We start from the raw sequence: 25,320 nt of genomic DNA on the forward strand, positions 1-25,320 counted from the left end.
ACATTACAAATGTACAAAACCCCATAAAGAAAAAAGATTCGAATATCTTCAGAAAACAGCACGATTGTTGCACACCCTCTATAAAAGCAACAGAAAGTAACCGATATCAAGTACAAAAAAGTCTCAAGGCAGGAAAGAAAGGTCCTCTCCTGCCTTGAGACAAATAATATATACAAACTTGGGGATTGATTAAAACAACCCCGCGTTTATCATGCTTTCTGAACTTCTGTTTCTTCGGAAGCAGCTTTCGGAAGTTTGTTTCCCAACATGAGGTAAGCTACCGGAGCAGCCACAAACAAAGAAGAGAACGTACCGATTACTACACCAAGAATCATCGCGAATGAGAAGCTGCGGATGCTGTCGCCACCCAATAGGATAATAATAAGCAATACGATCAACGTACTCTGACCTGTATTCAACGTACGAGCCAATGTGGTATTCAGTGCATCGTTAAACAGTTTCGTGTGTTCACGGGTAGGATACAGATGGTTAAACTCACGCACACGGTCGAAGATTACCACCTTATCGTTGATTGAGTAACCGATAATCGTCAATACGGCACCGATAAATGTCTGGTCTACATCCAAAGAGAATGGCATGATGCCATAGAACAGTGAATAAGCACCAATCACCAGCACTGCGTCGACCGCCAATGCCACCGTTGCACCGATACTGTAAGCGATGTTATTAAACCGGATCAAGATGTATAAGCCGATGGCAATCAATGCAAACACAACAGCCCAAACAGCAGATGCTTTCATATCATCGGCAACACTCGGACCTACTTTCTGTGAACTGATAATCGAACATCCGTTCTGGTTATCGCGGTCAATAAACTGCTCAAGCGTAATACCTTCAGGAACCAAATTGCCCTCTTTCAGTACGGAATAAAGCAACGCTTCGATTTCGGTATCTACCTTCGGGTCTTCTTCTTCGATACGGTAGTTAGTCATCACACGGATTCTCTTTCCGTCTGTACCCAAAGCAATAGCCTGCACGTTTGCATCACCTACCTTTGCATCAAGCAGGTCGCGAACGGTTTCGGGCTGAACTACCTTATCAAACTGTACCACGAAGTTACGTCCACCCGTAAAGTCAATACTTTGTGACAAGCCACGGGTAAAGAATGAAATCACACAAACCAGCAACAGAACACCCCAAATGGTAAACGAGCGTTTGATGGTTCCCATAAAGTTATAGTGTACATTCTGGAACAGGTTCTTAGAAACAGCCGTAGAGAATGTAAGATGCTGCCATTTTTCTTTCTTCATGTAATGTTCATAAACCAAACGGGTCATGAATACAGCCGTAAAGAATGAGCAGAGGATACCGATAATCAAGGTCGTGGCGAAACCACGGATAGGACCGGTTCCGAAGTAGAACAGAATGACACCTGTGATAATAGAAGTCAAGTTAGAGTCGAAGATGGCAGAGAACGCACCCGAATAACCGGCGGCAATCGCCTCTTTCATATTCTTTCCGGATTTCAGTTCTTCTTTCGTACGCTCATAAATCAACACGTTCGCATCGACCGCCATAGCCAGAGAAAGCACCATACCGGCAATACCAGACAAGGTCAAAGCGGCTTGGAACGAGGTCAGGATTCCCAACGTAAAGAAGAAGTTGAAAATCAGCGCACCGTTGGCAACCATACCCGGAATGAAACCGTACATGACACAAAGGTAAGCCATCAATGCTATCAATGCTACGATAAACGAAATAAGTCCCTGATTGATAGACTGCTGTCCCAGTGACGGACCTACGATGTCTTCTTGAACAATACGCGCAGGAGCCGGCATCTTACCTGAACGAAGCACATTCGCCAAGTCTTTGGTTTCTTCTACGGTAAAGTTTCCTGAGATTTCAGAGTTACCGCCCGTAATTTCAGAATTTACGTTCGGAGCCGTATAAATATAGCCATCCAATGCGATAGCAATCTGATGACCGATGTTGTTCTTCGTCAATGTAGCCCAGCGGCGAGCGCCTTCGGTATTCATTTGCATGGTCACACAAGGCTTGTTGAACTGGTCGTACGAGCTTTGCGCATCGGTTACTACGTCGCCTTCCAGCGGAGCGCGTCCGTTGCGGGCAGTAGACTTAATGGCATACAGTTCGAACATGTGTCCTGTCTTGTCCAAGCTCGAAGCCTTAACGCCCCACATCAGTTTCAAATCGCGCGGCAACATTTTCTTAACTTCGGGCATGGCAAGAATACGGTTTACGGCAGCCGTATCACGATAATCGGCATATCCTACCGTAGAACCCATACCGCTTTGGTTCAATGCAAAGATTGAAGTAAAAGGATAGTTTTTAGCGTCGCTTGCCGTATTTTGTCCGGCTTCGGCAGTTTCGCCTTTCAGGGCTGCGGTCAGACTGTCTTTCGCAGAAACAGCCGATGCTTCTGCCACTTCTTCTTTCACAGCCGTTGTATCAGCATCTGCCAGCAGCGTACGCACTTTCCCGTCGATTGACATCAATATCGGCAGAACGTCTTTAGCCTCGTATGTTTCCCAAAATTCCAAGTTTGCAGAACCTTGCAACAATTTTCTCACACGTTCAGGCTCTTTGATACCCGGCAATTCCACCATGATACGTCCCATGCTTCCTTCCAAAGTCTGGATATTGGGCTGTACCACACCGAAACGGTCGATACGTGTACGCAACACATTATAAGAATTGGCTACGGCAGCTTTAACTTCTTCACGCAATACTCTTTCCACTTCGGCATCGGTACTGCGCGTATTTACTTTGTCTTTCAACTGCTGAGTGGCAAAAAGTTCAGCCAATTTTCCATTCGGGACTAATTTCTTATACTCTCTTACGAAAAGAGTAATGAAATCTTCTTGACTTGTTACTTGCTGTTTTGCAGCTTCAGACACTGCTTTGTTAAACGCCTCATCCGGCTTGTTGTCTGCCAGCGCTTTCACTACATCAGGTACTGAAACTTCCAAGATGACATTCATACCACCCTTCAAGTCAAGTCCCAACCCAATTTCCATCTCACGACACTGCTTCAGCGAATATGCACCGAGCCATATTTTCTTGCCTTGTATCGAATCAAGATAATGCTCAACACCTTGCGGGTCTTTCTCCGCCTTACTCATGTGGTAGCGGGTAACGAAAGAAAACGAAAGGTAAAAAAGGCAAGCAACGGTCAGTAATAACGCAAAAAGCTTTACAAATCCTTTGTTTTGCATGTTACTTTAATTTATTATTTTTAATTTTCTGATTATATGCTTTTATTCAAGGTTGCAAATATAGTTTTTTTTTCATTCACAAAAGGAAAGGTTTCTGAATATTTAGACTTTAGAGGGCAAAAATCATGCTATCGGACCGATAAAATGGTCTATAATTATAAGAAACTGTTTAAATTTTGTAGCATAATAGCCGAAACGCGGAAGAAATACAACAACGATTTGTGGCGTAAAACGCTACCGTTAGCGTAAGGTATTTCATGCGGATGCGTCGACCCTTTCTACCCATAGCGTAAGGCAACGCTACGAATAGAATTTTTTCAGGCCCTGAAAGGAGGTACGGTGTTTCTAAGAACTGGCTTATAACAGCAACATATTCAACGCTTTTCCAACATACACCATACGGGATAATGGTCGGACGCACGAATGGAGCGGTCTACCCTGCAATCTAACACCCGAAAAGCGTCGCTCGTCAAGATGTGGTCGATACGGAAATAAAAATAATTCCGGTTGTATGAGAAACCCGGACCGCAGCCTGCCTCTACATAGGCGTCTTTCAGTCCTTTGCTTATCACCCGATGGGCATAGGATATAGGAGAATCATTAAAATCACCGCAAACCACCATGTAATGGCTGCGGTTGTTTTTTATAACCTGAGCTACCGAATCGGCCTGCACCGCACGGACAGCTACGGCTTCGGCGTATTTTCGCAACAAATAACGCCCGCTGGTGGTTAATTGTTGCTCGCTCGGCGACTTCAGCAGTTCTTTGTACTTTTTCCTATCTTCCGACGACAATTTGTTCGATTCCAAATGATTGCACACCACGGCAAGCGTGTCGTCTTGCATCTTCAGCCTGAATAAAGCACTGCAATTATAAGCACTCGGGAAGCGAATCAACTCCGATTCAAGGATAGGATATTTAGACAGACATGCCACGCCTAATCCTTTCGCAATGGAATAAGACTTGATATACGGATATACCGAAACCAATTCTTTATGTATCTTTTTATCGTTTACAGGATATTCTTGAAGGCACACGATGTCGGCTCCACAGCCTTTCAGATAATTCAGTACGGGATTTGTTTTGTTCCCGTTTTCATCTGTTTCGGTTTTCATGCCCCATGTATTATAGGTGAGAAGTTTTATCGGAGTCTCCGTTTCGGGCTCACGGGCAATGTTTACAGGTATGTAGTTTCTGACGGCTCCCCAGCCTGCCACAAAAACAAGCAGCGGCAGCCATACGTAGTTACGCTTCCATAACAGCCAAAAAAGGAAGAAAAGGAAATTCAAGGACAGGAAAACAGGAAACAATAACCCCGTACATGCCCACAGCGGATGCGATACGGGAGAAAGGTAAGGGCTGTAAGCGCATATCAGAAAACCTACTCCTACCCCCGCATTGACAAGAAACAATAAAAAACGTAACGTGCAGCCTATCACATTCATTGCCTACTGCTTTTTACTGGCATCGAAGAGTCGTTTTTTTTCTTCCTCGGTCAAACTTCCATATCCCGACTTACGCAGTTTATCCAAAATACGGTCGACTTCTTCTGCCCGCTCTTTTTTACGGGCATTAAAATCATAATCTTTTTGCTTGTCGCCATAATGTACTTTCATCTTGGGCTTGCGGGATGAGAATTTCACGTTGCCCGACAAGAAGTCCAACACCCGGTTTATCCATTTCGTTACATCATGTCCGCTTGACAGGCTTGCTGCAAACCACCATCCTGCCAATGCTCCCCCCAAATGAGCGATGTGTCCGCCTGCATTTCCGGAAGGCATGAACAGCAAATCGAGTACCACCATGAATAATGCCACATACTTCAGTTTTACCGTTCCTATAAACATAAATTGCACCGGATAGTTAGGCTCACGTACGGCAGTGGCAATCACTATCGCCAAGATAGAGGCGGAAGCTCCCACCAACATCGAACGCTCAACAAACGGGGCAAAGTAAGGGAACACATTATATGCCAGAATATAGAGCAATCCGCCGCAAATTCCGCCCAGAACGTAAAGTCCGCGCAGGTGTTTTGCCGAAAAAAAGTTCAAGAACAAACGTCCGAACCAATACAGCCACAGCATATTGAAAAGAATATGCAGGATGCCGCCGTGCATGAACATGTAAGTGAAAAGCGACCACGGCTGGAGGATAAAACGTTCGGGCGAAGCCGTGAGTGCGAAATAGCTTTCCCACTCTCGCGCACCGGCATTAAAGAGAAGCAACCCTACATTGACGATTGCCATTACAAGAAAAACCGCCACATTGATATAAAGTAACTGGGTGACAATATCGCCCCGGCGGAAATTTTCTTTCAAATCAGTAATAAATCTGCCCACCGCCATTTTTCTTCCTCCAATATATAATGAATATCAGTCCGAACAACATGCCTCCCAAATGGGCGAAATGAGCTACGCCATCGCCTCCTGTGATACCCAGAACCAGCTCAAGCGCCGCGTAACCGATAACAAAGTATTTGGCTTTTATTGGGACGGGTATCGGGAAAACAAACATCTGACTATTGGGAAACAACATACCGAAAGCCAGCAGAATGCCATACACGGCTCCCGACGCACCGACGGTAGTCAGTTCGTTTAAGAATACACTCATCGGAATGATATCGAGACCGGTGTTTACGCTCTCGTAATTCGACCATACCATCGTATATTCGATGAATTGCACCAGCTCTTGTATCACACCTGCTCCGATTCCGCAAACCAAGTAGTAAGTAAGAAAACGTTTCGGTCCCCATACCTGCTCCAGTACGCGCCCGAACATCCATACCGCAAACATATTAAAGAATATGTGCGAGAAGTTGGCGTGCATAAACATATAAGTGAAGAACTGCGCCAGATTAAAGTCGGATGCTAAAAAGAAGTGGAGTCCCAACATATTCTCCACATCTATCCCATATCGCCGTGCCACTATTGTGCCTAAAAAACACAACAGGTTAATAATAAGTAAGTTTTTGGTTACGGTTGGTAAATTATTCATATTTTCTATCGTTGATAATCAGTCGCAAAGGTACAATATTAAAATGAAGAACGCAGAACGAAGGAGAAAGAATTAACAATTATATGAAGAATGAAGTACGATAAGACTTTCCGGCCCCATATTGAACAGTAAATCAGCAATGCTCAAATTGGGGATAAAACCTTGTTTCTGGTCAAACACCTGATAATAAACCGCTGGAACAAAATCGGGATCTGTTTCGGCATACGGATGTTTGGGATGAATACGTTCTCTGAAATCGTCCATTCCCTCCGGAGCGGTCAGGTAATCGGAAGTTGGAACAAGACGGGGCTGCATGTCTATCTGTTCGCACACCCATTGACACAGTTCCATGTTGAAATCGAACAGAAACGTATATTTCCGTTCGAAGAATCCCCGAAACTCATCGGCATAATAATCGAAGAAAGGACTATGCTTATATCCTGCTACAAAAGCATTCCAATGTACATGCCGCCAATTCCCGTGGTCGGAAATCCGGATATCTTTCATCAAACACTTCCCTTCGTCGCTCTTTTCCGTAGGAATCGTCAATGCCAAAGCTCCACCTGCCGATGCTATGACACAACGGTTACGGAAGGTTTGTTTCATATAATGGTCGTAACGCTCAATATATGCCGTATCGTAAGCGAGCAGTTTTGTATAATATTCTATCGGAGCTAAATATGCAGAACTTAATATTACTTGTTTACCATTCATCTTTTACTTGTATTTATTGCACACGCCGAAAGAAGCGTCCTTTGCGTGAGGTCAGCCAAATGCGCCATGCCTTACCAATCACATGGTCTTCGGGCACGAAACCAAAAAGGCGTGAATCCTGTAAGTTCACCGGGTCGTTCGAAGCTACCCAATAATAATTTTTACTGAACGTATAAGCAGACACCGGCTTACCTTCTACCCAAAGTGTATCACGACGGACTTCTGCCTGCCGATGTTCGTGATTAATTATGATATTACAAAGCAGCGTTACATTCCACGGGTAAACTTTTACCGGCACATTCTCACGAGGCACGATAAACGGGTGGACTTCCTGTTCGTTTTTCTCGTCCAGCCGGGCTATCTTCACCTTCCCTTCTAATTTCTGACGGATAAGGTAATATTCATAATGGCTGAAGCTGCGGATGTATTTCCCTTCGGGAGTATATCCGGCAAGTACATTTCCGGTTATCCCTAACGAATCAAGCACAGCCAATACCGTATCTTCTGCCGCTGAAGGATAAACATACAGCGCTTTACTATCCGGACTCAAAACCTCGCTTTTCACGTCCATCAGTTCACGGTTCAGCATCAGCGTATCACCCGATACACCGATACATCGGCTTATAAACAGTTTTCTCTGCTCGATGCGTATCGTTTTATCCGTAGGATTGGGGTTATTGAACAGAATAATATCTCCCCGCTTTACCGGAGATTCCGCCAACCGATGGTATCCGAAAACAGACGGAAAAGGCATACGCAGACCGTAGCTCCATTTATTCACCAATACTCCTTCGCCTTCGTATAAGCTGTTTTCCATACCCGAAGAAGGAATTACGCAAGAAGTGATAAGGAACATTCTAACCAGCAATACCGCGACAATCGCCCCGCCTATTGCTTTCAGCCATACCGTCCAGCGTCTGTTTTCCACCGGTTAACAATCATTATTTTATCGAATCCACGAATCGGAACAAACGGTCCCAACGAATCTTGCCGTCCAACCATCCACGGTCTTGGTCGAGCGACAGCCAGATAAAGATGGGCTTACCTACAATATGGTCTTCGGGCACAAATCCCCAAAAACGAGAGTCGGCAGAGTTATGCCGATTGTCGCCCATCATCCAGTAATAGTCCATCTTAAAGGTGTATTTCGTTGTTTCTTTGCCGTTAATGTAAATCTTTCCGTCTTTTACAGCCAACGTATTTCCTTCATAATTACGGATAGGACGTTCATAAACAGGCAAGTTATCTAATGTCAAATCAATGGTCTCCCCTTTCTTGGGTATCCATACCGGGCCGTAATTATCTACCGTCCAACCGGTTAATTTATTCATAGGATACAATCCGCCCATATTATCACTCGGAACATCTGTGATAGAAACAACAATGTCTTTCCGCGCAAGTAGTGCTTGCTTGGCACCCTCGGTAAGAGGCATACGTATCACACCATCCTGCGAAGGTGTTCCCGACAAATCATCGGCACTGATGTTAAATTCATCAATGATTTCTTCAGGTATTCCAATATAAGCCGTAATATCAGCCATCGTACGTCCCGGCTGCAAAGTATATCCGCTGCCTACGCTATTAACGCAGAATAAAGAAGTCCACAACTCGGCACGACAATGTTTGAATTTCACATCGTATCGATACTGTACGTTATCAGGTTCTTTATTGGGCCGACCGTCTAAATAAACAATCTTATCTTTAATCTGAAGTGTTTGTCCGGGCAGTCCGACGCAGCGTTTTACGTAGTTTTCCCTTCTGTCTACCGGACGAGACAGGATTTCCCCGAAATCTTCCGGATGTTCTTTTATATATTGTATACCGGTATGATAATAGAAATCATACGCCTGAAGCTGTTGCTCCGGTGTCAATTTCGAAAGGTCTACAGGCTGAGAAATACTCTGACCAATGGGATATGCCAGTTGGTATAATCCTTCCGCTTGTGCTTTAGCTGCCACACTGTCGCCTGCCGGGAAATTGAATACCACAATATCGTTCAGCTTTACTTCACCCAGTCCTTCCACACGCTTATAGTCCCAATGCGGATAATCGAGATACGATTTGCAATTTAGGATTGGCAACGTATGTTGTGTCAACGGCATGTGAAGCGGTGTTTGCGGAATACGTGCTCCATAACTCATCTTGCTGACAAACAAGTAATCGCCCACCAGCAACGATTTTTCGAGCGAAGAAGATGGAATCACATAGTTTTGAAAGAAGTAAAGGTTGACAAAATAAACAGCCACCAATGCGAACACAATGGCGTCAACCCATCCCATAACAGTGAGCACTGTTTTATTTTTCGATTTCTTCCACCACGTCCACGGAATTTTTTTCGTGATATAAGCATCGAAGATAAACGGAACAACAATCAGCCCCAACCAGCTTTTCAACCAAAGTAGGAATAACAGGTAAAGCACCATTACGATGCTTAACTTTATCCACTGTTTACGCGAAGCTTCTATCTTCATATCTTAAAAATGAAATAAGTCATTCATCCCTAAAAAACCTGTGTGCGTAGCGGTGTATTCTGCTGCCAACACAGCTCCCAACGCAAATCCTTTTCGGTTTTTCGCATCGTGAGTAATCACTATCGAATCGGCTTCCGATTCGTATTTTATAGTATGGATTCCGGGGACTTCTCCGCGACGGATAGCACTCACCGGCAATTCGTTGGGAGCACACTGGGTTGTACCGCTCACCGTACCGTCGGGGGCAGTCAGCGTACCCATCACCCATTTGTCTTTTCGGTCGATATTCTCCAGAATTCCCTCGGCAAGTGTGATAGCCGTGCCGCTGGGGGCATCCAGTTTATGTACGTGGTGAGTTTCTACCATCGACACCTCGTAGTTCGGGAAATCGTTCATAATCTTTGCCAGATACTTGTTTACGGCAGAGAAAATGGCAACACCCAAGCTGAAGTTAGATGCCCAAAACAGCGTTTTCCCTTCCATCTCACACAAACGGCGCATTTCATCGCCATGCTCGCCCATCCATCCGGTGCTGCCCGAAACCACTTTCACGCCCTGACGGAAAGCTTCCATGCAGTTACCGTATGCCACAGAGGGAGCCGTAAACTCGATTGCCACGTCTGCCGAACGGAATGCATCTGAGTCGAAGTCCTGACGGTTATTTATGTCAATCACACAAACAATCTCATGCCCGCGGGAAAGCGCAATCTGTTCGATTTCCTTCCCCATTTTTCCATATCCAATCAATGCTATTTTCATAATCTGTCGCTAAATTTAATCGCAAAGATAACGTTTTTCGCTATTAATCATTACTTTTGACAAACATTTACATCTTCATTAACAATGGAACAGCTCTTACATTATGCGTGGAAACATAAAATGTTCCCGCTTAATCCTCTTTATACTACCGACGGGCAGTTGGTGGAAATTATCGACCCGGGGTTGCCGAATCCGAATTCGGGACCGGATTTTTTCAATGCAAAAATCAAGCTGAACGGCATTCTATGGGTGGGAAACATTGAAATTCACGAACGGGCTTCAGACTGGCAACGCCATAATCACCAAACTGACAAGGCTTACGATTCGGTGATTCTGCATGTGGTGTCCTGCACCGACTCTCCTACTTTCCGTACAGACGGCAAACCGATACCGCAACTGGAGTTTCATTACCCGCCTCAGTTATCGGACAATTATAATGAGTTGCTTCAAACCACTCATTATCCGGCGTGTTACCGTCTGATACCTCACCTTCCACCGCTCATGGTCCACAGTTTTCTATCCAGCCTGCAAACCGAACGCTTCGAACAGAAGACCGAACAGATTTACCAACGGTTAAACATCTGTAACCAGAATTGGGAAGATGCTTTTTTCGTCACGCTTGCCCGAAATTTCGGCTTCGGCGTAAACAATGATGCTTTCGAACTTTGGGCAAAAACCATACCTTTGCAAGCCGTGGGGAAACATCGCGACAGTTTGTTTCAGATAGAGGCTTTCTTTTTCGGACAAGCCGGATTACTCGAAGACCCGCCGAGGGATGAATATACAGCGCAACTCATCAAAGAATATCAATTTTTGAGCCACAAATTTAACTTGCACCTCACCGAAAGCTGCCGCTGGAAACTGCTGCGTATGCGTCCGGGAAATTTTCCGCACGTCCGCATCGCCCAATTAGCTTGCCTGTACCACCGCTCGCAAGGATTATTTTCCCGATTAATGGAGATGCAAACGCTGAAAGAATTGCGGGATATGCTGAAAGGGGGTACTTCGATTTACTGGTTAACTCATTATGTGTTTGGCGAAACTTCGCCTTCGCGCCCTAAGACACTCAGCCAGTCATCCGTCGATTTAATCATTATCAATACGGTGATTCCGTTTCTGTATGCTTACGGAAAATATAAAGGAGACGAACGCCTGTATAACCGGGCTTCGGCTTTGTTGGAAGAATTGAAACCCGAAAATAATTACATCATCCGGCTATGGAAAGAATGTGGCTTGGAGGCTGCCCATGCAGGAGACAGTCAAGCGCTCATCCAACTGAAAAAGAATTACTGCGACCCGAAGAAATGTCTTTATTGCCGCATCGGATACGAGTATTTTAAAAGCAAAGTCCCACAAAACGGCTGACGAACAGAGTTGTTCTCGATAAACTTCACTAACTTTGCATCCGAAATCAACTTACTAACAATGAACTATTCAATAAAAGACTTTGAAATCATGGCTCCGGTCGGTTCGCGCGAGTCGTTGGCTGCCGCCATCCATGCCGGAGCAGACTCTATCTATTTCGGCATCGAGAGCCTGAACATGCGTGCCCGCTCGGCAAGCACATTTACTATCGACGATTTAAAAGAAATAGCCCAAACATGCGCCGAAAACGACGTAAAAAGCTATCTCACCATCAATACGATTATCTACGATGAAGACATTGAGCTGATGCGCAAGATTGTAGACGCAGCCAAAGAAGCGAATATCAGCGCAGTAATTGCTGCCGACGTAGCTGTAATGGCTTACTGCAACCAAGTGGGTCAGGAAGTGCATCTGTCTACGCAGCTGAACATCAGCAATGCCGAAGCACTGAAATTTTATGCACGCTTTGCCGACGTGGTGGTACTGGCGCGTGAGCTGAACCTGAAACAGGTTCGTGCCATCTACGACACCATCCAGCGTGAACAAATCAAAGGTCCGATGGGCGAGCCGGTACGCATCGAAATGTTCTGCCACGGAGCGTTGTGCATGGCAGTATCCGGCAAATGCTACCTCAGCCTCAACGAGCTGAACGCCTCTGCCAACCGGGGTGCCTGTATGCAGGTGTGCCGCCGTTCATACATCGTAAAAGATAAAGAGAGCGACATCGAATTAGAAGTGGATAACAAATACATCATGTCGCCCAAAGACCTGAAAACCATCCGTTTCATGGACGAGATGATTGAAGCAGGCGTTCGGGTGTTCAAGATAGAAGGACGCGCACGCGGGCCTGAGTACGTAAAAACCGTGGTAGAATGTTACAAAGAAGCCATCCGGTCGTATCTCGACGGAACTTTCACCGAAGAAAAGAAAGACAACTGGGATACGCGCCTGAAAACGGTATTCAACCGCGGATTCTGGAACGGCTATTATTTGGGGCAACGCCTCGGCGAGTGGAGCAAGAACTACGGTTCGGAAGCCACGGAACGCAAGGTATATGCCGGACGGGGCATCAAATATTTTTCAAACATCGGCGTTGCAGAATTTCTAATCGAAGCCACCGAAATCAAAGTAGGCGACAAACTGTTGATAACAGGTCCTACTACGGGTGCCATGTACGTAACATTAGAAGAAGCACGGGTAAACCTGAAGCCCGTAGATGTGGTAAAGAAAGGAGTGCACGTTTCCTTCAAAGTACCATCGCGTATTCGTCCCAGCGACAAGCTGTATCGGGTAGTACCTGCCGAGGAGCTGAAACACAAATAAACCCAGCTTTTCTCTTTTCTTTTCCAACCGAATCTGACAACCGCCGGATTTCTACCGCAAGAGTTACCTTACGCAAGCCGTAATCTTACCTAACTTATGAGGCTATTTCAACGTAAATTGAAACAGTCTCATAATCCATTGATAAACAAACAGATAGACATCCAAAATTATTTACCCAAACGCTACCGCTTGCGTTCTTATCTTTATGCGGATAAGTGACTCAATTCTATTCGGAGCGTTGGTCAACGCTCCGAATAGAATTTTTTAGCCCTTCCGCAAGCCATTTACAGGCAAGGAACACGCTCGAATTTTGTGTCCGGAAAATTCTTCTTCAGATAGGTACGAATATAGTCTTCCGTATCGGTTTGGATAACTTTGTCTTCTTCCTGCGGATACAGATTGTACATTACTGCATCAAGGCGGATTCCGCGACGCTGTATCGCCTCAAGGCTGAGCAATGTGTGGTTGATACTGCCCAACCTGCCTGAAGTGACCAGTATCAGCGGGTAGTTTTTCCGGGCAACGTAGTCGATGGTAAGCAAATCGCGCGTCAGCGGAACCATCAGTCCGCCTGCCCCCTCCAGCAATACGGCATCGTATTGTGTCAATAACTCTTCGGAAGCACGCTCTATCTTCGCAAAGTCGATAGCCCGACGGTCTATCTCGGCAGCCAGATGCGGCGAACAAGGATAGGTAAAGATTTCGGGCATGGTAAGGTGTTGATAATCTGCCTCCAACAGTCCGGTTCCCATAATCCGGCGGTGAAGTTCGATGTCTTCCGAGATTTCCACATTCCCGGTCTGGATAAATTTCTGAGTAATGGTACGGATGCCCTGCCGGTTCCATTCCCGTGCCAGATACCCCGTAGCATAACTTTTGCCGATATTGGTATCGATACCACTTACAAAATAAACAGTCTTTTTCATGATGCAATCTTTTTAGCAATGATATAAATAGGATGATAAGTAAGCCGGACGTTGCGGTCGGGCAGACGATAGGCAGCCGAATAACGGTCGCAGAAATCGGTCAACATTCCTTTGGTCCACCGCTGCGAACCTACTCCCGTTACGCCCGTAGCCTGCAAATGTTTCAAGACGTCTAATGGCGACGGGAAGGAAAGATGAATCAGCTCTTCGCTGACGTGCAGCAATTCATAGTGCGGGCGGAGGGTATCTTTCAGTTCCTCCAGCGAACGATACTCCAATGCGTTTCCCGTGATGGAAGCCACTTCGCAGAGATTCTGCTTGCCAAATGTGCTGAACGAAAAGTAACCGTTGTCCGTCAGTAAGTCGGAACACCGGTGGAAAAACCGTTCAGGCGAATCAAACCATTGGACAGCAGAACAAGAAGCTATCAGTCCCTGATTCCCGGGAAAATCCATCTGTTCCGCATCACCGGCACAAAAGCGAATCCGCTCATTCAATACGTCGGTCAGGCGGTTTTCCATCTCCGGACAAATGTCATTCAGCCACAGGCGGGAAGGATGCGTACGATGAAGCAACATCCGTGTAAAGACTCCCGTACCGCATCCCACTTCCAACACGTTGCGGTAAGCCGAACGGGGTACGTAGCGCACGATAAGCCGCGTCATCTGTTCGGCAATCCGGCGCTGGGCATCCGCCCGTTCCGAATAAGTGGAAGCCGCACGAGCGAAACGTCTGCGAATCAGTCCTTTGTCCATATCGCCTCCTTTCCACCGATGCAAGCGGCAAAGAAATCATCGTCATAATGCTCCATATCGCGCATCCTGACGGTTGCCTTTCCCAGCCAATAGCGTTGCTGATTGCCGGGCAGGAATATCTTATCGTTACCCCCTACCACAGCCTCATCCCAGCCAAACGCCGACTCCTGCGACTGTCTCACCATCGTTTGTAAAACGGATAACTCCTCGTGTAAACTTTCTACGCTCCGGTAAGGCTCGTGTGCCAAGAAGCGTTTTACCTCGGCTGCCGTTCCGCACATCCGCCTACGGAATCGCACCAACGTAGACTCCGAGAAGTTATTCAGCGTTCCTGCAAATACAGCTTCCGGGATGCCCAAGTTATCGTCTATCGGCAACGGCGTACCGTTTACCGCGATTCGCCGCTCCCACGGAAAGTTTTTCCCGCCAAATACTTGCGATGCAGCCCATACGCCCATTGACCATGCCAGCAGGCGAATGGAACGATAACCAGCCAGCAGTGTGTAATCGAACGTAAGCGACCGATAATCGAAACACAGTAGGTAGTCATATCCTTCGGCAACGGAAAGATTAAACAAGTGTTCGTCTGCTCCCCATCCGGCAAAAAACAACAAAAGGTGAGGATTATTTTCTTTTTTCAAAAATCGTTGTTCCATCGTTTTTAACGCAAACAGGTTATCAATTCATTCAATTCGCTTTCGTCTATGTCCGCCCGTAACGAGAAACGCAAGCGGGAAGTGCCTTCGGGGACTGTGGGCGGGCGGACGGGCAACACATAGAAGCCTTTCCGCCTCAACGCCTCCGCCTTCAGAATGGCATCCGCACTATCGCCCACAACAAGCGGCACGATATGGCTGCCGGAAACACACGGAATACCTTGTTCCGCCAATGCGTTCCGCAAACGCTGCCCCATCCTTGCAAGGTGCATACGCCGTTCTTTCCACAACGGCAAGCGTTCGAACATAAAACAAGTCCAAGCTACATTGACAGGCGGAAGCGCAGTGGTAAAGATAAACGTACGCATCCGATTCACCAAAAACTCGCGCAACTCTTTCCTGCAAACCACATAAGCTCCTACCGAAGCCATTGCCTTGCCGAATGTTCCGCATAAGAAATCAATGTCCGACACACAGTTCTGTTCTTCTGCTACACCTAAGCCTTTGTCTCCACGCACCCCGACGGCATGAGCTTCGTCTACATAAAGCATCACGTTAGGGTATGTTTTCTTGATTGCTACCAATCGGCGGAGGTCGGTCACATCGCCATCCATGCTGAAAATACTCTCTGTAACGATGATGATGCGCTCGTAGGCAGCATGATGCTTGCTTACCAATGCCTCCAACTGTCCGTAATCCTGATGCCGGTAGCGGATATACTCTGCCGAAACCAAGCGGATGCCATCAATCAGACTGGCGTGTACCAGCTTGTCGGCAAGTATCAGCGTATGGTTATCGCTCACAGCAGGCAGAATGCCGGTATTCAGGTGATAGCCACTGCTGAACGTCAACGCACTTTCCGTCTGAAACAAGCGTGCCAACAAACTTTCCAATCGTTCGCATACCGGATAATTCCCCGTCAGCAGGCGTGAGGAGGAGGAAGAGAATAAGAAATCCGCTTCATCCAACTGTTCCATGAACCGACGGCGCAAGTCTTTATCGGCAGCCAACCCCAAATAATCGTTGGAAGAAAGATTCAGTAACTTTTTGCCTCCGGCTATTATCCATTTGCCGGAATGTTCCATTTCGGGAAGCGTACGCAGATTGCCTTTAGCCTGCAAACGACTTAGCTCTTGTTCGTATCTGTTCATCATCCGATAGGTTTCTGTTCTTTTATTTCACGTATAATCTTCAACAGCGCAGAAGTCAGCTTGGTAAGCTGACTTTCGGAGATAATAAAAGGCGGCATGATGTAAACCAACCTGCCGAACGGACGTACCCATACGCCTTCTTCCACAAACCTGCGCTGCATCCATGCCATGTCCACCTCCTTGCGAGTTTCTATAACTCCGATAGCTCCCAATACACGTACGTCTGCCACTTGGGGAAGCTCCGCAGCCGGAGCCAGTTCGTTTTTCAGTTGCGTTTCTATCCGCTTTACATTCGCTTCCCACCCCGACGACAAGAGCAGTTCCACCGAAGCCCTTGCCACGGCACACGCCAGCGGATTCCCCATGAAGGTAGGCCCGTGCATAAAGGCATTCGGATAATTGTCTGAGATACGGCAAGCAACTTCATCGGTGGTCAGTACCGCCGAAAAGGTCATGTATCCGCCGGTCAATGCCTTACCGATACACATTATATCCGGCTCTACTCCCGCATGTTCCCATGCAAACAACTTGCCGGTTCGTCCGAATCCGGTGGCTATTTCATCGAATATCAGCAGCAAACCGTGTTCCCGGCACAGGCGGGCGGCTTCACGCAAGTATTGGGGATGGTAGAAACGCATCCCGCCGGCACCCTGCACGATGGGTTCAAGGATAAGTCCGGCAAGCTCGCCTTCGTAAGTCTCTATGGTTTCTTTCAGCGGAAGAACGTCTTGTTCGTTCCACTCTCCCCCGAAACGGCTCTGAGGCGAAGGCACGAAATGACGTACCGGCAAGGCTGTACCGAACAGACTGTGCATTCCGGTGACGGGGTCGCATACCGACATGGCATTCCATGTATCGCCGTGATAACCCGAGCGGATGGTTACAAAATTAGTACGTTTGGGACATCCTTTGGCGTACTGATACTGAACAGCCATCTTCAGAGCCACTTCGACTGCCACCGAACCGCTGTCGGCATAGAAGATTTTCCGCATAGAGGGCGGAACAATCCGGAGCAACAGTTTGCCCAGTTCGATGGCAGGGGCATGGGTCAACCCGCCAAACATGACGTGAGACACGCTTTTCAGTTGTTCTTCTATCGCATGATTCAGCACGGGGTGATTATAACCGTGTACGGCACACCACCATGACGACATGCCTTCGATGAGTTCCGTACCGTCATCGAGTGTGATGACGCAACCCTCCGCACGGCGCACTTTGTATGCAGGCAGCGGATGAGTGGCAGAAGTATAGGGATGCCACAGGTGTTCCCTGTCGAATGAATCGGTCATCTGTTCAAAGTTCATAGCCAGCTTGTTTTATTCGTATCACATCTTCTTCCACATTCGAGCCGAGCGTAGTCAGCAAATCGCCCACAATGGCAGCGTTCACCCCTACCCGCAGTGCGAGCCGGAGGGTTTCTTCATCCATCTGTGAACGCCCGCCGGCAAAGCGAAGGTAGGCATCCGGATTCACAAAGCGGAACATTGCCACCGTGCGAACAATCTCTTCGGAAGTCAGTGCGGGGGTATGTTCCAGCGGTGTGCCTGCTATGGGTTGCAGCAGGTTTATGGGAATGGATTTCACTTCCAGCTCACGCAGCATGAAAGCAAACTCCACGCGCTGTACGGCAGTCTCACCCATCCCGATGATTCCGCCGCAGCAAATATCCATTCCCGCCTCGCGTGCAGCCTTCAGGGTGGCCACTTTTTCCTCCTGAGTATGGGTCGTACAGAGCGTAGGGAAGAATGAAGGAGCGGTTTCCAGATTGCAGTGATAGCGTTCCACGCCTGCCCGGTGAAGCCGTTCCAACTGTTCTTTATCCGCCAAGCCCAACGAAGCGCACAGGCTTATCCCGGAATGTTCGCGCAGATGAGCGAAATGCCGGCACAGTACGTCTATTTCTTTTGCCGTGGGACGCCTGCCACTTGTAACCAGCGAGAAGCGGCGCACTCCCTGTTGCTCGTTATAACGGGCGTGGCGCAAACATTCTTCTACGGGTACGATACCGTAAGTTTCTGCATTCGTCCGGTAATGTCTTGACTGGGCACACCATTTGCAGTTCTCCGAACAATGCCCCGACTTGGCGTTAATGATGGAACATAGGTCGAATATCCGTGATGCACAGCGTTCGGTTACCTCGTGCGCCGCATCGCACAGTTCCGTGAAAGGTGCGTCTGCTATCAGCCAGCGTGCCTCGTCAAGCGATATGCTGCCGCCTGCACAAACTTTATCTTTCAGCTCTTTCAAACGATTCTCCATAACTTTTATTTTTAATGAATAAAAAAACGCAGGTTAACGCCTGCTTCACCAACCTTTTCCCGGTCAATAAAAGCCTGCATTAACCTGCGCTGAATCCCCGTAAACATGCCGTTATTACCGGCGTGCTTACGGATATGTTTTACCAATGAATACGCATATTCTTTCGCCGGACCGATTACCAACGTAACCTGCGGGCATAGTTCTCCCATCAACAGCCGGACATCCGTTTCCCCTGTATCGGGTTCTTCGCACCCCGTGTCGCTGCCAATGTACAACCCGCTTGCGCCCTGATTTTTTTCCGCATGGAACATGCCGCCCTTGTGCAGCGAAGCCTCGGCGATACTCTTCCCCACACAACCTATCGTGACATGCCGCTTCAAGCTGAGAAAAGCAGCATACGATTTGCGGCTCCATCGGCGGAACCGTATCGAACGGACGGTATAAAACGGCTGTTTCTTATACATGGTTACAAATTCGGTTGCGGCAAATGTATGAAAAATAATCCTATCGCCGGATATGGAAAGGGATTTATTTCATTTCATCAAACGATAATCCCCCCTCCCAACACGACATCGTTGCGGTAAAAGGCGGCTGCCTGACCGGAAGCGATAGAGGCAAGCGGTTCGTGAAGGAGGACGTGCAGTCTGCCGTCGTTAGTCTGCGTCACCGTACAGCGGTTGGCTTGCTTGCGGTAGCGTATTTTTACGATTACGTCGTCGCATCCCAACAGCGCGGCGGGGTTAACAATGTTCCAGTCGGTGAGATACATTTCTGTTTTTTCGAGCGACTGCAAGCGGTCGCTGACGATAACCTTGTTTTCTTGGGGAAGAATCTCTTTCACAAACAGAGCTTTGTTCAGATAGATGCCCAAACCGCGGCGTTGACCGATGGTGTAAAAAGGATAGCCCTCATGCTTGCCGAGGTAGTTCCCTTGCTCGTCGTAAAAACTGCCGGGAATGATTTCACTCGCCGGAACACGAGCTCTCAGAAACGTACGGTAATCCATCGGGCAGAAGCATACGCCCAAGCTGTCGCGCTTACGGGCTACTTTCAAGAAGCCTCGTTCGGCAGCCAACTCACGCACTCGTGTTTTCGTCAGTTCGCCCATCGGCAGCAACATCCGGCTCAGGATGGACTGGGGAAGTCCCCATAAAAAGAACGACTGGTCTTTATCGGGGTCTGCCCCCGCAGTGATGTGCCAGTAACCGTCGATAAGCCGCCGCCTTACGTAATGTCCCGTGGCAAACCGGGCAATGCCCTCGCGATCGGCTATTTGAGACAGCAAAGGCCACTTCAGGTAATTGTTGCACAATGTGCAAGGCACGGGGGTATGCCCTGCCATATACTCGCGAACGAAATAGCTGATGATGCGCTCGGCGAATACTTCGCGCACATCGTGTACCAAATGTCGAATCCCCAAACGGTTACAAAGGTCGCGCGCATCGTCGAGGTATTCCGTATCACCGTCTTTTTCATAAAACCGGAATGTAACGCCGGTCACCTCGTAGCCGGCATCCTGAAGCAGCAGAGCGGCAACCGAACTGTCTGTTCCGCCACTCATGCCCAATAAAACTGTTTTGTTTTCTGTCATCACGCGGCAAAGATAGCACTTTTCGGGAAAGAAAACAGTTTCGCCGCCTATCGAAATTTATAACCCACCTTGCCGAGTCGTAAAACCCAGCATGGTGGGTTATATAACCCGGCACGGTGAGTTATACGACCCGCCATGCCGGGTTATAAAATGTGTCGGCAAGGGGAAATCAATCCCATGCCGATGGAAAGAAAATTTTCCGGGAGGAAAAGTTTTATATAAAAAAAGCTGCCCCACCCTGATGGATGAGGCAGCCCGTATAAAATGTTATCAGATTAATTAAGAATTACTCCGCTGTCACTTGTCGATTACTCCGCTGTCACTTGTCGGATTCTGAGTCAATGTACTTCCGCTCGGATAAGAGTTGATAGCCGTCTGCGGGATGTAATAAGTCACACGGTAATCGGTAGCAGGTACGTCATCAATAGGATGCGGACCGGGATAGCGTCTGGTCAGCGTACCGCCGTTACGGAACACGTCATAGCTACGCTCTGCCTGATAAGCCATTTCCAACTGACGTTCCTTGTCCACCAAGTTAGCGGCATCAGCAGCAAAGGTTGCTTGGTCGTATCCGGCTTCTGCATTGATGGCACGTTCACGTATCATATTGACATCGGCTCTTGCTTCTTCAAGCAAGCCTTTCTTCACGTATGCCTCAGCGCGATTCAGGTACATTTCATCCAAACGGGAGATGATGGGTGAATGGAGTTGTGACTCCAATCCGTCTTCACGCGAACATTTGGTGATATAGAACATCGGATAACCGTTGTTCAAAGCAATCTGATAGTCGATTACACCGGTGTATGTTGCTCCGTTATAATTGATGGTGTAATACTCTTCTTCGGGAGTTCTGTCCGAAGAAAGCGTAATGGGATAAGTTTTATCCCCCTCACTACATTGCGTTTTGTTTGCATTGACCGGAAGCTGTACGTAAGTATATCCCGTACCGGTTGCATTGGGAGTGATGAAACGCAATACTTCGGTGTAATCTCCGTTATCGTCCGTAATATATTGCGGTTCGATAAATTTGGCACGTGCGTCTACGATTCCTGCATCACCATTTCTCCAGTCGTTACGTTTGGTTTCGTCTAACAATTCAAGGTATTTGGCACTGGCGTACATTTCGCCCCATCCCATACCCCCGATGTTGGAGTACATACCTCCGATACCATAATAGTAATCTGAACCGGGGAAGTCGGCTGCCAGACGCTTGATGACAAAGATTGCTTCGGAATAGTTTTCAGGCATTGTCCGGGCAGACTTCATATAGTCTTCACGGGAAACAAGATGGAAATCGGGCGATTCAATCACACGGTCGGCGTAATAGATTGCCGAATCAGCATATTCCCTGTTCGGATTTTCATAAGTTCCGCTCATGTACAGATATACGCGCGACAGCATGGCTTGGGCTGCTTCCTTAGAGGCATAGTCGGGACTTGAAAACGAAGTGGTAATCAATTTTTCTGCCGTACGCAAGTCATTAATGGCTTGCTGGTAGGTTTCTTTCACAGTAGAACGGTCCGGCAAAGACAAGTTCCCGATTTCGTCTTCGCTGGGAGTTCCATTAACGATAGGTACTCCGAGATTCTTGTCGGGTGCTTGGTAATACGGGCGTCCGAAAGCACGGCAGAGATAGAAATACATCATACCGCGCACGTAGTAACATTCTCCCAACTTGCTGTTAAATTCTGCATCGTCGGTCTCTTTCGCCATATTGATGATGTTTGAAGCCTGTGCAATCGCCTTGTATCCGTAGTCCCAGAAGTTCTGCAAACGGTAATTGTCCGGCGTACGCGAATAAGTGATAAATTCATAAAAAGCATCGGTAGAAGAGCCGCGAATCATCATGTTATCGCCGGCATATTCACCCAGACGGTGCATCGGGTCTGACCATGTTTTCAACTGTGCGTACATGCCATTAAGCATATTGTCAAATAGTACCTCTTGGTTGTCTGACACTTGGTCTGATTCCATGTAACTGTTAGGGAATCGGTCTATGTCGCAAGAAGTAAGCGCTCCTCCTGTGATAGCGAGGGATAAAAGTATGGTTGAAGTTATCTTTTTCATAAAATTGCGAATTAGAAGGTTAGATTAATACCGAACATGAATTTGCGTGTAGACGGATAAAGGTCTGCTCCTGCAGTACCGATTGATTTGTATGTACCGGTTGTTGAATCATAGTAAGCAGGAACTTCGGGGTCAATACCGGAGAATCCCGTAATGGTAAACACATTCTCGGCTGTAAAGTAGATGCGCATATTCTGAATGTAATACTTAGACAGGTCTAAGTTATAACCGATAGACAAAGAACGCAGTTTCAGGTAATCTCCATCTTCCAGATAACGGGTAGATGCCTTGTTTGAATTGCTTCTGTTACCGTAAGACGCAACAGGGTGTGTGGCAATATCGCCTTCTTTTTCCCAGCGTGACCATCCGTCTATCAGTTTCATCTGGTTACGGTCTGTATACGCACCGTCTGAATCGTATTCCTGACGTGAATAGTTATAGATTTTGCCACCAAGTGAAAATCCGAATGAAGCATTCAAATCTATGTTCTTCCAAACCAAAGAAGTATTGAATCCACCAAACAGCTTAGGCGATGTGGCATCTGTCATTACTTGTTTTGCTTCAGAGTAATTGCTGGTTGTTTCTCCACTGCCATCGTTCTTGTACCATAAAGGAGCTCCGTTTTTCGGGTCAACCCCTGCCCACTCACGCAAATAATATCTGTCGGTACTATAACCCACCTTCAATACCTTGTCGGCTGCTCCGGCTATTGTAGTATCATTTCCACCGCCGCCGATAATCATCATGTTCGGGTCATCGCCATACAGTTTTTCCAACTTGTTTTTGTTATAACCCATATTCAGGTCAAGGCTCCATAACCAGTCTTTGGTACGGATAATGTCACCTCCAATGGTTACTTCGATACCGGAGTTACGCATCTCTCCTACATTCTGCCAACGGCTGGTGATACCAGTCAGTCCGGAAACCGGGACTTGATATAAGATGTTAGAGGTGTATTTGTTGTAATAATCGAATACCAAGCGCAAACGGTTATCGAAGAAGTTGGCATCAATACCTACTCCGGTTGTATAAGTCTGCTCCCATGTCAAGTCTTTGTTACCTACTTGACTGATGAGGATGGCAGGAATACCGTTATAATTAGAAGATACGGAATACAAACCATATTGCGGATATTTAGAATACGGCACATTACCTACCGAACCGTAAGAGGCACGCAGCTTCAATACATCTACCCAATCAGCCTTGAACCATTTCTCACGGTTGATGTTCCATCCGGCACTGATTGAGAAGAAATTACCATACTTCTTGTCGTCACCGAAGTTAGAAGCACCGTCTCGACGGATAGATGCTTCGGCAAGATAACGGTTATCATAGTTGTAATTTACTTTGGCAAATACAGACTGTTTTGCCCATTCGGTAAGACTTCCTCCTACTGATTCGGGAGTGGCAGTGGCATCCAACACCTCAAATCCGGAAACGATACCGGTACCTTTGGCATTGATTACTTTGGATGAAGTATCCATAAACTCATAAGCCAACAATGCTTGTACGGAGTGTTTTCCAAACATCTTGTTGAAAGTCAGGTACTGGTTAGTGTAGCGCTGTATATAATTGGTTTGTTCTTCCTCTACACGTCCTTGCACTCCGGAAGCACTGTCTGTACGGGGGTCTGTATAGATAGACTGGAAATATCCCGTCCAACGATAGTTATTGACCGAAGTAAAAGTCAGCCAGTCGGTAAATCTGATATCAAAGTCGAAATTACCGGAAAATTCGTAGGTTTTCCGTGTAGTATGATTTCCGTAAGAAATGGAGTTCAGGTAATTCAAGTCAGAACTATCCACCCATCCACTGTATCGGTCGGGAACCAAATTACCCTCTTCATCATACGGACTATCCCACGGGAACATGGTATATTTGGCAGTATAGTCGTACTGAGAGTCATCTGTGTTTTTCATCGAACCTGAGATGTTCGGCTTTATGGTCAACCAAGAAAATGGTTTATAGTTAGAGCGGTAACGGAAACTATACCGGTCGTACTTATATCCCTTTACAGTTCCTTCTTCGCTATAATATCCCAATGAGAAATAAGAACTCATTTTGTCACTTCCTCCTGATAAAGAGATGTTATAGTCTTGAGTAAATCCTGCTTGTGAAGCCAATTCCCCCCAGTCGAAGTTGGAATTTCTCAAATCAGGATTCCAACGTGAGAATTTGATATCTTCTTGATTGGGAAAAGATGCATAATAATCGTATAGTTCTGCTCCGTTCATTACTTCCATCTTTCCGTTGGTCATTGTACTCACACCCAACTTAACAGAAGCGTTTATCTTCATTTTTTCACTTTTTCCCATCTTGGTTGTCACAATAATGACACCATTGGCACCCTGTGAACCGTAGATAGCAGTAGAAGCAGCATCTTTTAATATAGTCATGCTTTCAATATCCGACGGATTTAACACACCGGGGTCTTCGCCAACAATCACGCCGTCAATAACCCACAGCGGAGAGGTGCTGCCGCTCAGAGTGGCACGTCCACGAATCTGCACAGCCCCGTTAGAACCCGGTTGTCCTGATCCCGGCGCTACATATACTCCGGAAACCTTGCCATTCAACATGTTTTCAACGGTCGGCGTAGTAATATCTTTCAGCCTGTTGTCTTTCAACGTAGACATGGCACCCGTCAAACTCTCCTTTTTCTGTACACCATAACCTACCACGATAACTTCGTCCAGTGTTTCTGCATCTTCATGCAGTTGGACGGTTTGTTCGGTGGCTGTAGCCTTTATCTCTACGGTCTTATAACCTATAAAAGAAATTTGGAGGATGGAACCAACGGGAGCACTTAACTCGTATTTTCCGTCAATGTCTGTAATCGTTCCGGTTGCAGTTCCTTTAACAAGTACATTTACTCCGATAACAGGATCGCCTGTTTTGGCATCAATGACTTGTCCTTTCAATTTCTGCTCTTGTTGTTGAATTGTCAAGTTTGCACCAGCTGAGGAAGAGGTTGCAAAAGCAGGCAAAGACGTGCAGAATAAAGCACTCGCCAATAAAATGCAACTACTCTCTGAGAAACATGTTTTTAAACTCATAGTAAATCAGTGTTGATAATGGTTAATATTTTAATC

General features: G+C 46.9%; 20 protein-coding genes. 2 read left to right on the forward strand and 18 right to left on the reverse strand.

What is annotated here, in order from left to right; genetic code table 11:
- Positions 1 to 209 precede the first annotated feature (209 nt).
- The 8 genes from secDF to dapB form a co-directional block, all read right to left on the reverse strand.
- On the reverse strand, positions 210 to 3,197 hold the full coding sequence (secDF, locus tag M3085_RS09565; protein WP_204499428.1) for a protein translocase subunit SecDF: 2,988 nt from the start codon (positions 3,195 to 3,197) through the stop codon (positions 210 to 212).
- 374 nt (positions 3,198 to 3,571) lie between these two features.
- Positions 3,572 to 4,642, reverse strand: a complete 1,071-nt coding sequence (locus M3085_RS09570; RefSeq protein ID WP_249052880.1) for an endonuclease/exonuclease/phosphatase family protein — start codon at positions 4,640 to 4,642, stop codon at positions 3,572 to 3,574.
- Positions 4,643 to 4,645: 3 nt separating this feature from the next.
- Entirely contained in the window at positions 4,646 to 5,536 is an 891-nt protein-coding gene (locus M3085_RS09575) for a rhomboid family intramembrane serine protease (protein ID WP_178256523.1), read from the reverse strand.
- Positions 5,517 to 6,191, reverse strand: a complete 675-nt coding sequence (locus tag M3085_RS09580; RefSeq protein ID WP_178256499.1) for a rhomboid family intramembrane serine protease — start codon at positions 6,189 to 6,191, stop codon at positions 5,517 to 5,519. The genes M3085_RS09575 and M3085_RS09580 overlap by 20 nt, the downstream gene beginning before the upstream one ends.
- Before the next feature lie 72 nt (positions 6,192 to 6,263).
- Positions 6,264 to 6,905: a WbqC family protein gene (locus M3085_RS09585; RefSeq protein ID WP_178256500.1), complete on the reverse strand. Its 642-nt coding sequence runs from the start codon at positions 6,903 to 6,905 to the stop codon at positions 6,264 to 6,266.
- Between the two features lie 13 nt (positions 6,906 to 6,918).
- Entirely contained in the window at positions 6,919 to 7,833 is a 915-nt protein-coding gene (lepB, locus tag M3085_RS09590) for a signal peptidase I (protein ID WP_317239280.1), read from the reverse strand.
- Positions 7,834 to 7,846: 13 nt separating this feature from the next.
- Positions 7,847 to 9,376 carry a signal peptidase I gene (gene lepB / locus M3085_RS09595; RefSeq protein ID WP_249052881.1) on the reverse strand — a complete coding sequence of 510 codons (1,530 nt, stop codon included), beginning with the start codon at positions 9,374 to 9,376 and terminating at the stop codon, positions 7,847 to 7,849.
- A 3-nt stretch (positions 9,377 to 9,379) separates the two neighbouring features.
- Positions 9,380 to 10,135 (reverse strand): 4-hydroxy-tetrahydrodipicolinate reductase, encoded by a 756-nt coding sequence (dapB, locus tag M3085_RS09600; RefSeq protein WP_249052882.1) that lies wholly within the window; start codon positions 10,133 to 10,135, stop codon positions 9,380 to 9,382.
- Between the two features lie 84 nt (positions 10,136 to 10,219).
- On the opposite strand from dapB, the gene M3085_RS09605 reads away from it, so the two are divergent.
- Both M3085_RS09605 and M3085_RS09610 read left to right on the forward strand, forming a co-directional pair.
- Positions 10,220 to 11,500 (forward strand): DUF2851 family protein, encoded by a 1,281-nt coding sequence (locus M3085_RS09605; protein WP_191710189.1) that lies wholly within the window; start codon positions 10,220 to 10,222, stop codon positions 11,498 to 11,500.
- Between the two features lie 60 nt (positions 11,501 to 11,560).
- A complete protein-coding gene (locus tag M3085_RS09610; RefSeq protein ID WP_178256504.1) occupies positions 11,561 to 12,823 on the forward strand; it encodes a peptidase U32 family protein in 1,263 nt (420 codons plus the stop codon).
- A gap of 284 nt (positions 12,824 to 13,107) precedes the next feature.
- Here M3085_RS09610 and bioD read toward each other — a convergent pair whose 3' ends face one another.
- From bioD to M3085_RS09660, 10 genes are all read right to left on the reverse strand, one after another.
- Positions 13,108 to 13,749 (reverse strand): dethiobiotin synthase, encoded by a 642-nt coding sequence (gene bioD, locus M3085_RS09615; RefSeq protein WP_204499425.1) that lies wholly within the window; start codon positions 13,747 to 13,749, stop codon positions 13,108 to 13,110.
- Positions 13,746 to 14,504: a malonyl-ACP O-methyltransferase BioC gene (gene bioC, locus M3085_RS09620; RefSeq protein ID WP_249052883.1), complete on the reverse strand. Its 759-nt coding sequence runs from the start codon at positions 14,502 to 14,504 to the stop codon at positions 13,746 to 13,748. Before bioC ends, bioD begins: the two co-directional genes overlap by 4 nt.
- On the reverse strand, positions 14,489 to 15,160 hold the full coding sequence (locus M3085_RS09625) for a DUF452 family protein (protein WP_249052884.1): 672 nt from the start codon (positions 15,158 to 15,160) through the stop codon (positions 14,489 to 14,491). The genes bioC and M3085_RS09625 overlap by 16 nt, the downstream gene beginning before the upstream one ends.
- A gap of 5 nt (positions 15,161 to 15,165) precedes the next feature.
- Positions 15,166 to 16,314 (reverse strand): 8-amino-7-oxononanoate synthase, encoded by a 1,149-nt coding sequence (locus M3085_RS09630; RefSeq protein ID WP_249052885.1) that lies wholly within the window; start codon positions 16,312 to 16,314, stop codon positions 15,166 to 15,168.
- A complete protein-coding gene (gene bioA, locus M3085_RS09635; protein ID WP_249052886.1) occupies positions 16,311 to 17,615 on the reverse strand; it encodes an adenosylmethionine--8-amino-7-oxononanoate transaminase in 1,305 nt (434 codons plus the stop codon). The genes M3085_RS09630 and bioA overlap by 4 nt, the downstream gene beginning before the upstream one ends.
- Positions 17,605 to 18,570 (reverse strand): biotin synthase BioB, encoded by a 966-nt coding sequence (gene bioB / locus M3085_RS09640; RefSeq protein ID WP_249052887.1) that lies wholly within the window; start codon positions 18,568 to 18,570, stop codon positions 17,605 to 17,607. Before bioB ends, bioA begins: the two co-directional genes overlap by 11 nt.
- Positions 18,571 to 18,581: 11 nt before the next feature.
- Complete coding sequence (locus tag M3085_RS09645) at positions 18,582 to 19,034, reverse strand: hypothetical protein (RefSeq protein ID WP_178256511.1); 453 nt, start codon at positions 19,032 to 19,034, stop codon at positions 18,582 to 18,584.
- A gap of 77 nt (positions 19,035 to 19,111) precedes the next feature.
- Positions 19,112 to 20,161 carry a tRNA 2-thiouridine(34) synthase MnmA gene (gene mnmA, locus M3085_RS09650; protein ID WP_204499414.1) on the reverse strand — a complete coding sequence of 350 codons (1,050 nt, stop codon included), beginning with the start codon at positions 20,159 to 20,161 and terminating at the stop codon, positions 19,112 to 19,114.
- A gap of 297 nt (positions 20,162 to 20,458) precedes the next feature.
- On the reverse strand, positions 20,459 to 22,228 hold the full coding sequence (locus M3085_RS09655) for a RagB/SusD family nutrient uptake outer membrane protein (protein ID WP_249052888.1): 1,770 nt from the start codon (positions 22,226 to 22,228) through the stop codon (positions 20,459 to 20,461).
- 11 nt (positions 22,229 to 22,239) lie between these two features.
- Positions 22,240 to 25,284, reverse strand: coding sequence for a SusC/RagA family TonB-linked outer membrane protein (locus tag M3085_RS09660; protein WP_191710182.1), 3,045 nt, complete (start codon positions 25,282 to 25,284; stop codon positions 22,240 to 22,242).
- Positions 25,285 to 25,320 lie beyond the last annotated feature (36 nt).

This window comes from Bacteroides caecicola, from assembly GCF_023337095.1.
Classification (GTDB): Bacteria; Bacteroidota; Bacteroidia; order Bacteroidales; family Bacteroidaceae; genus Phocaeicola; species Phocaeicola gallinarum.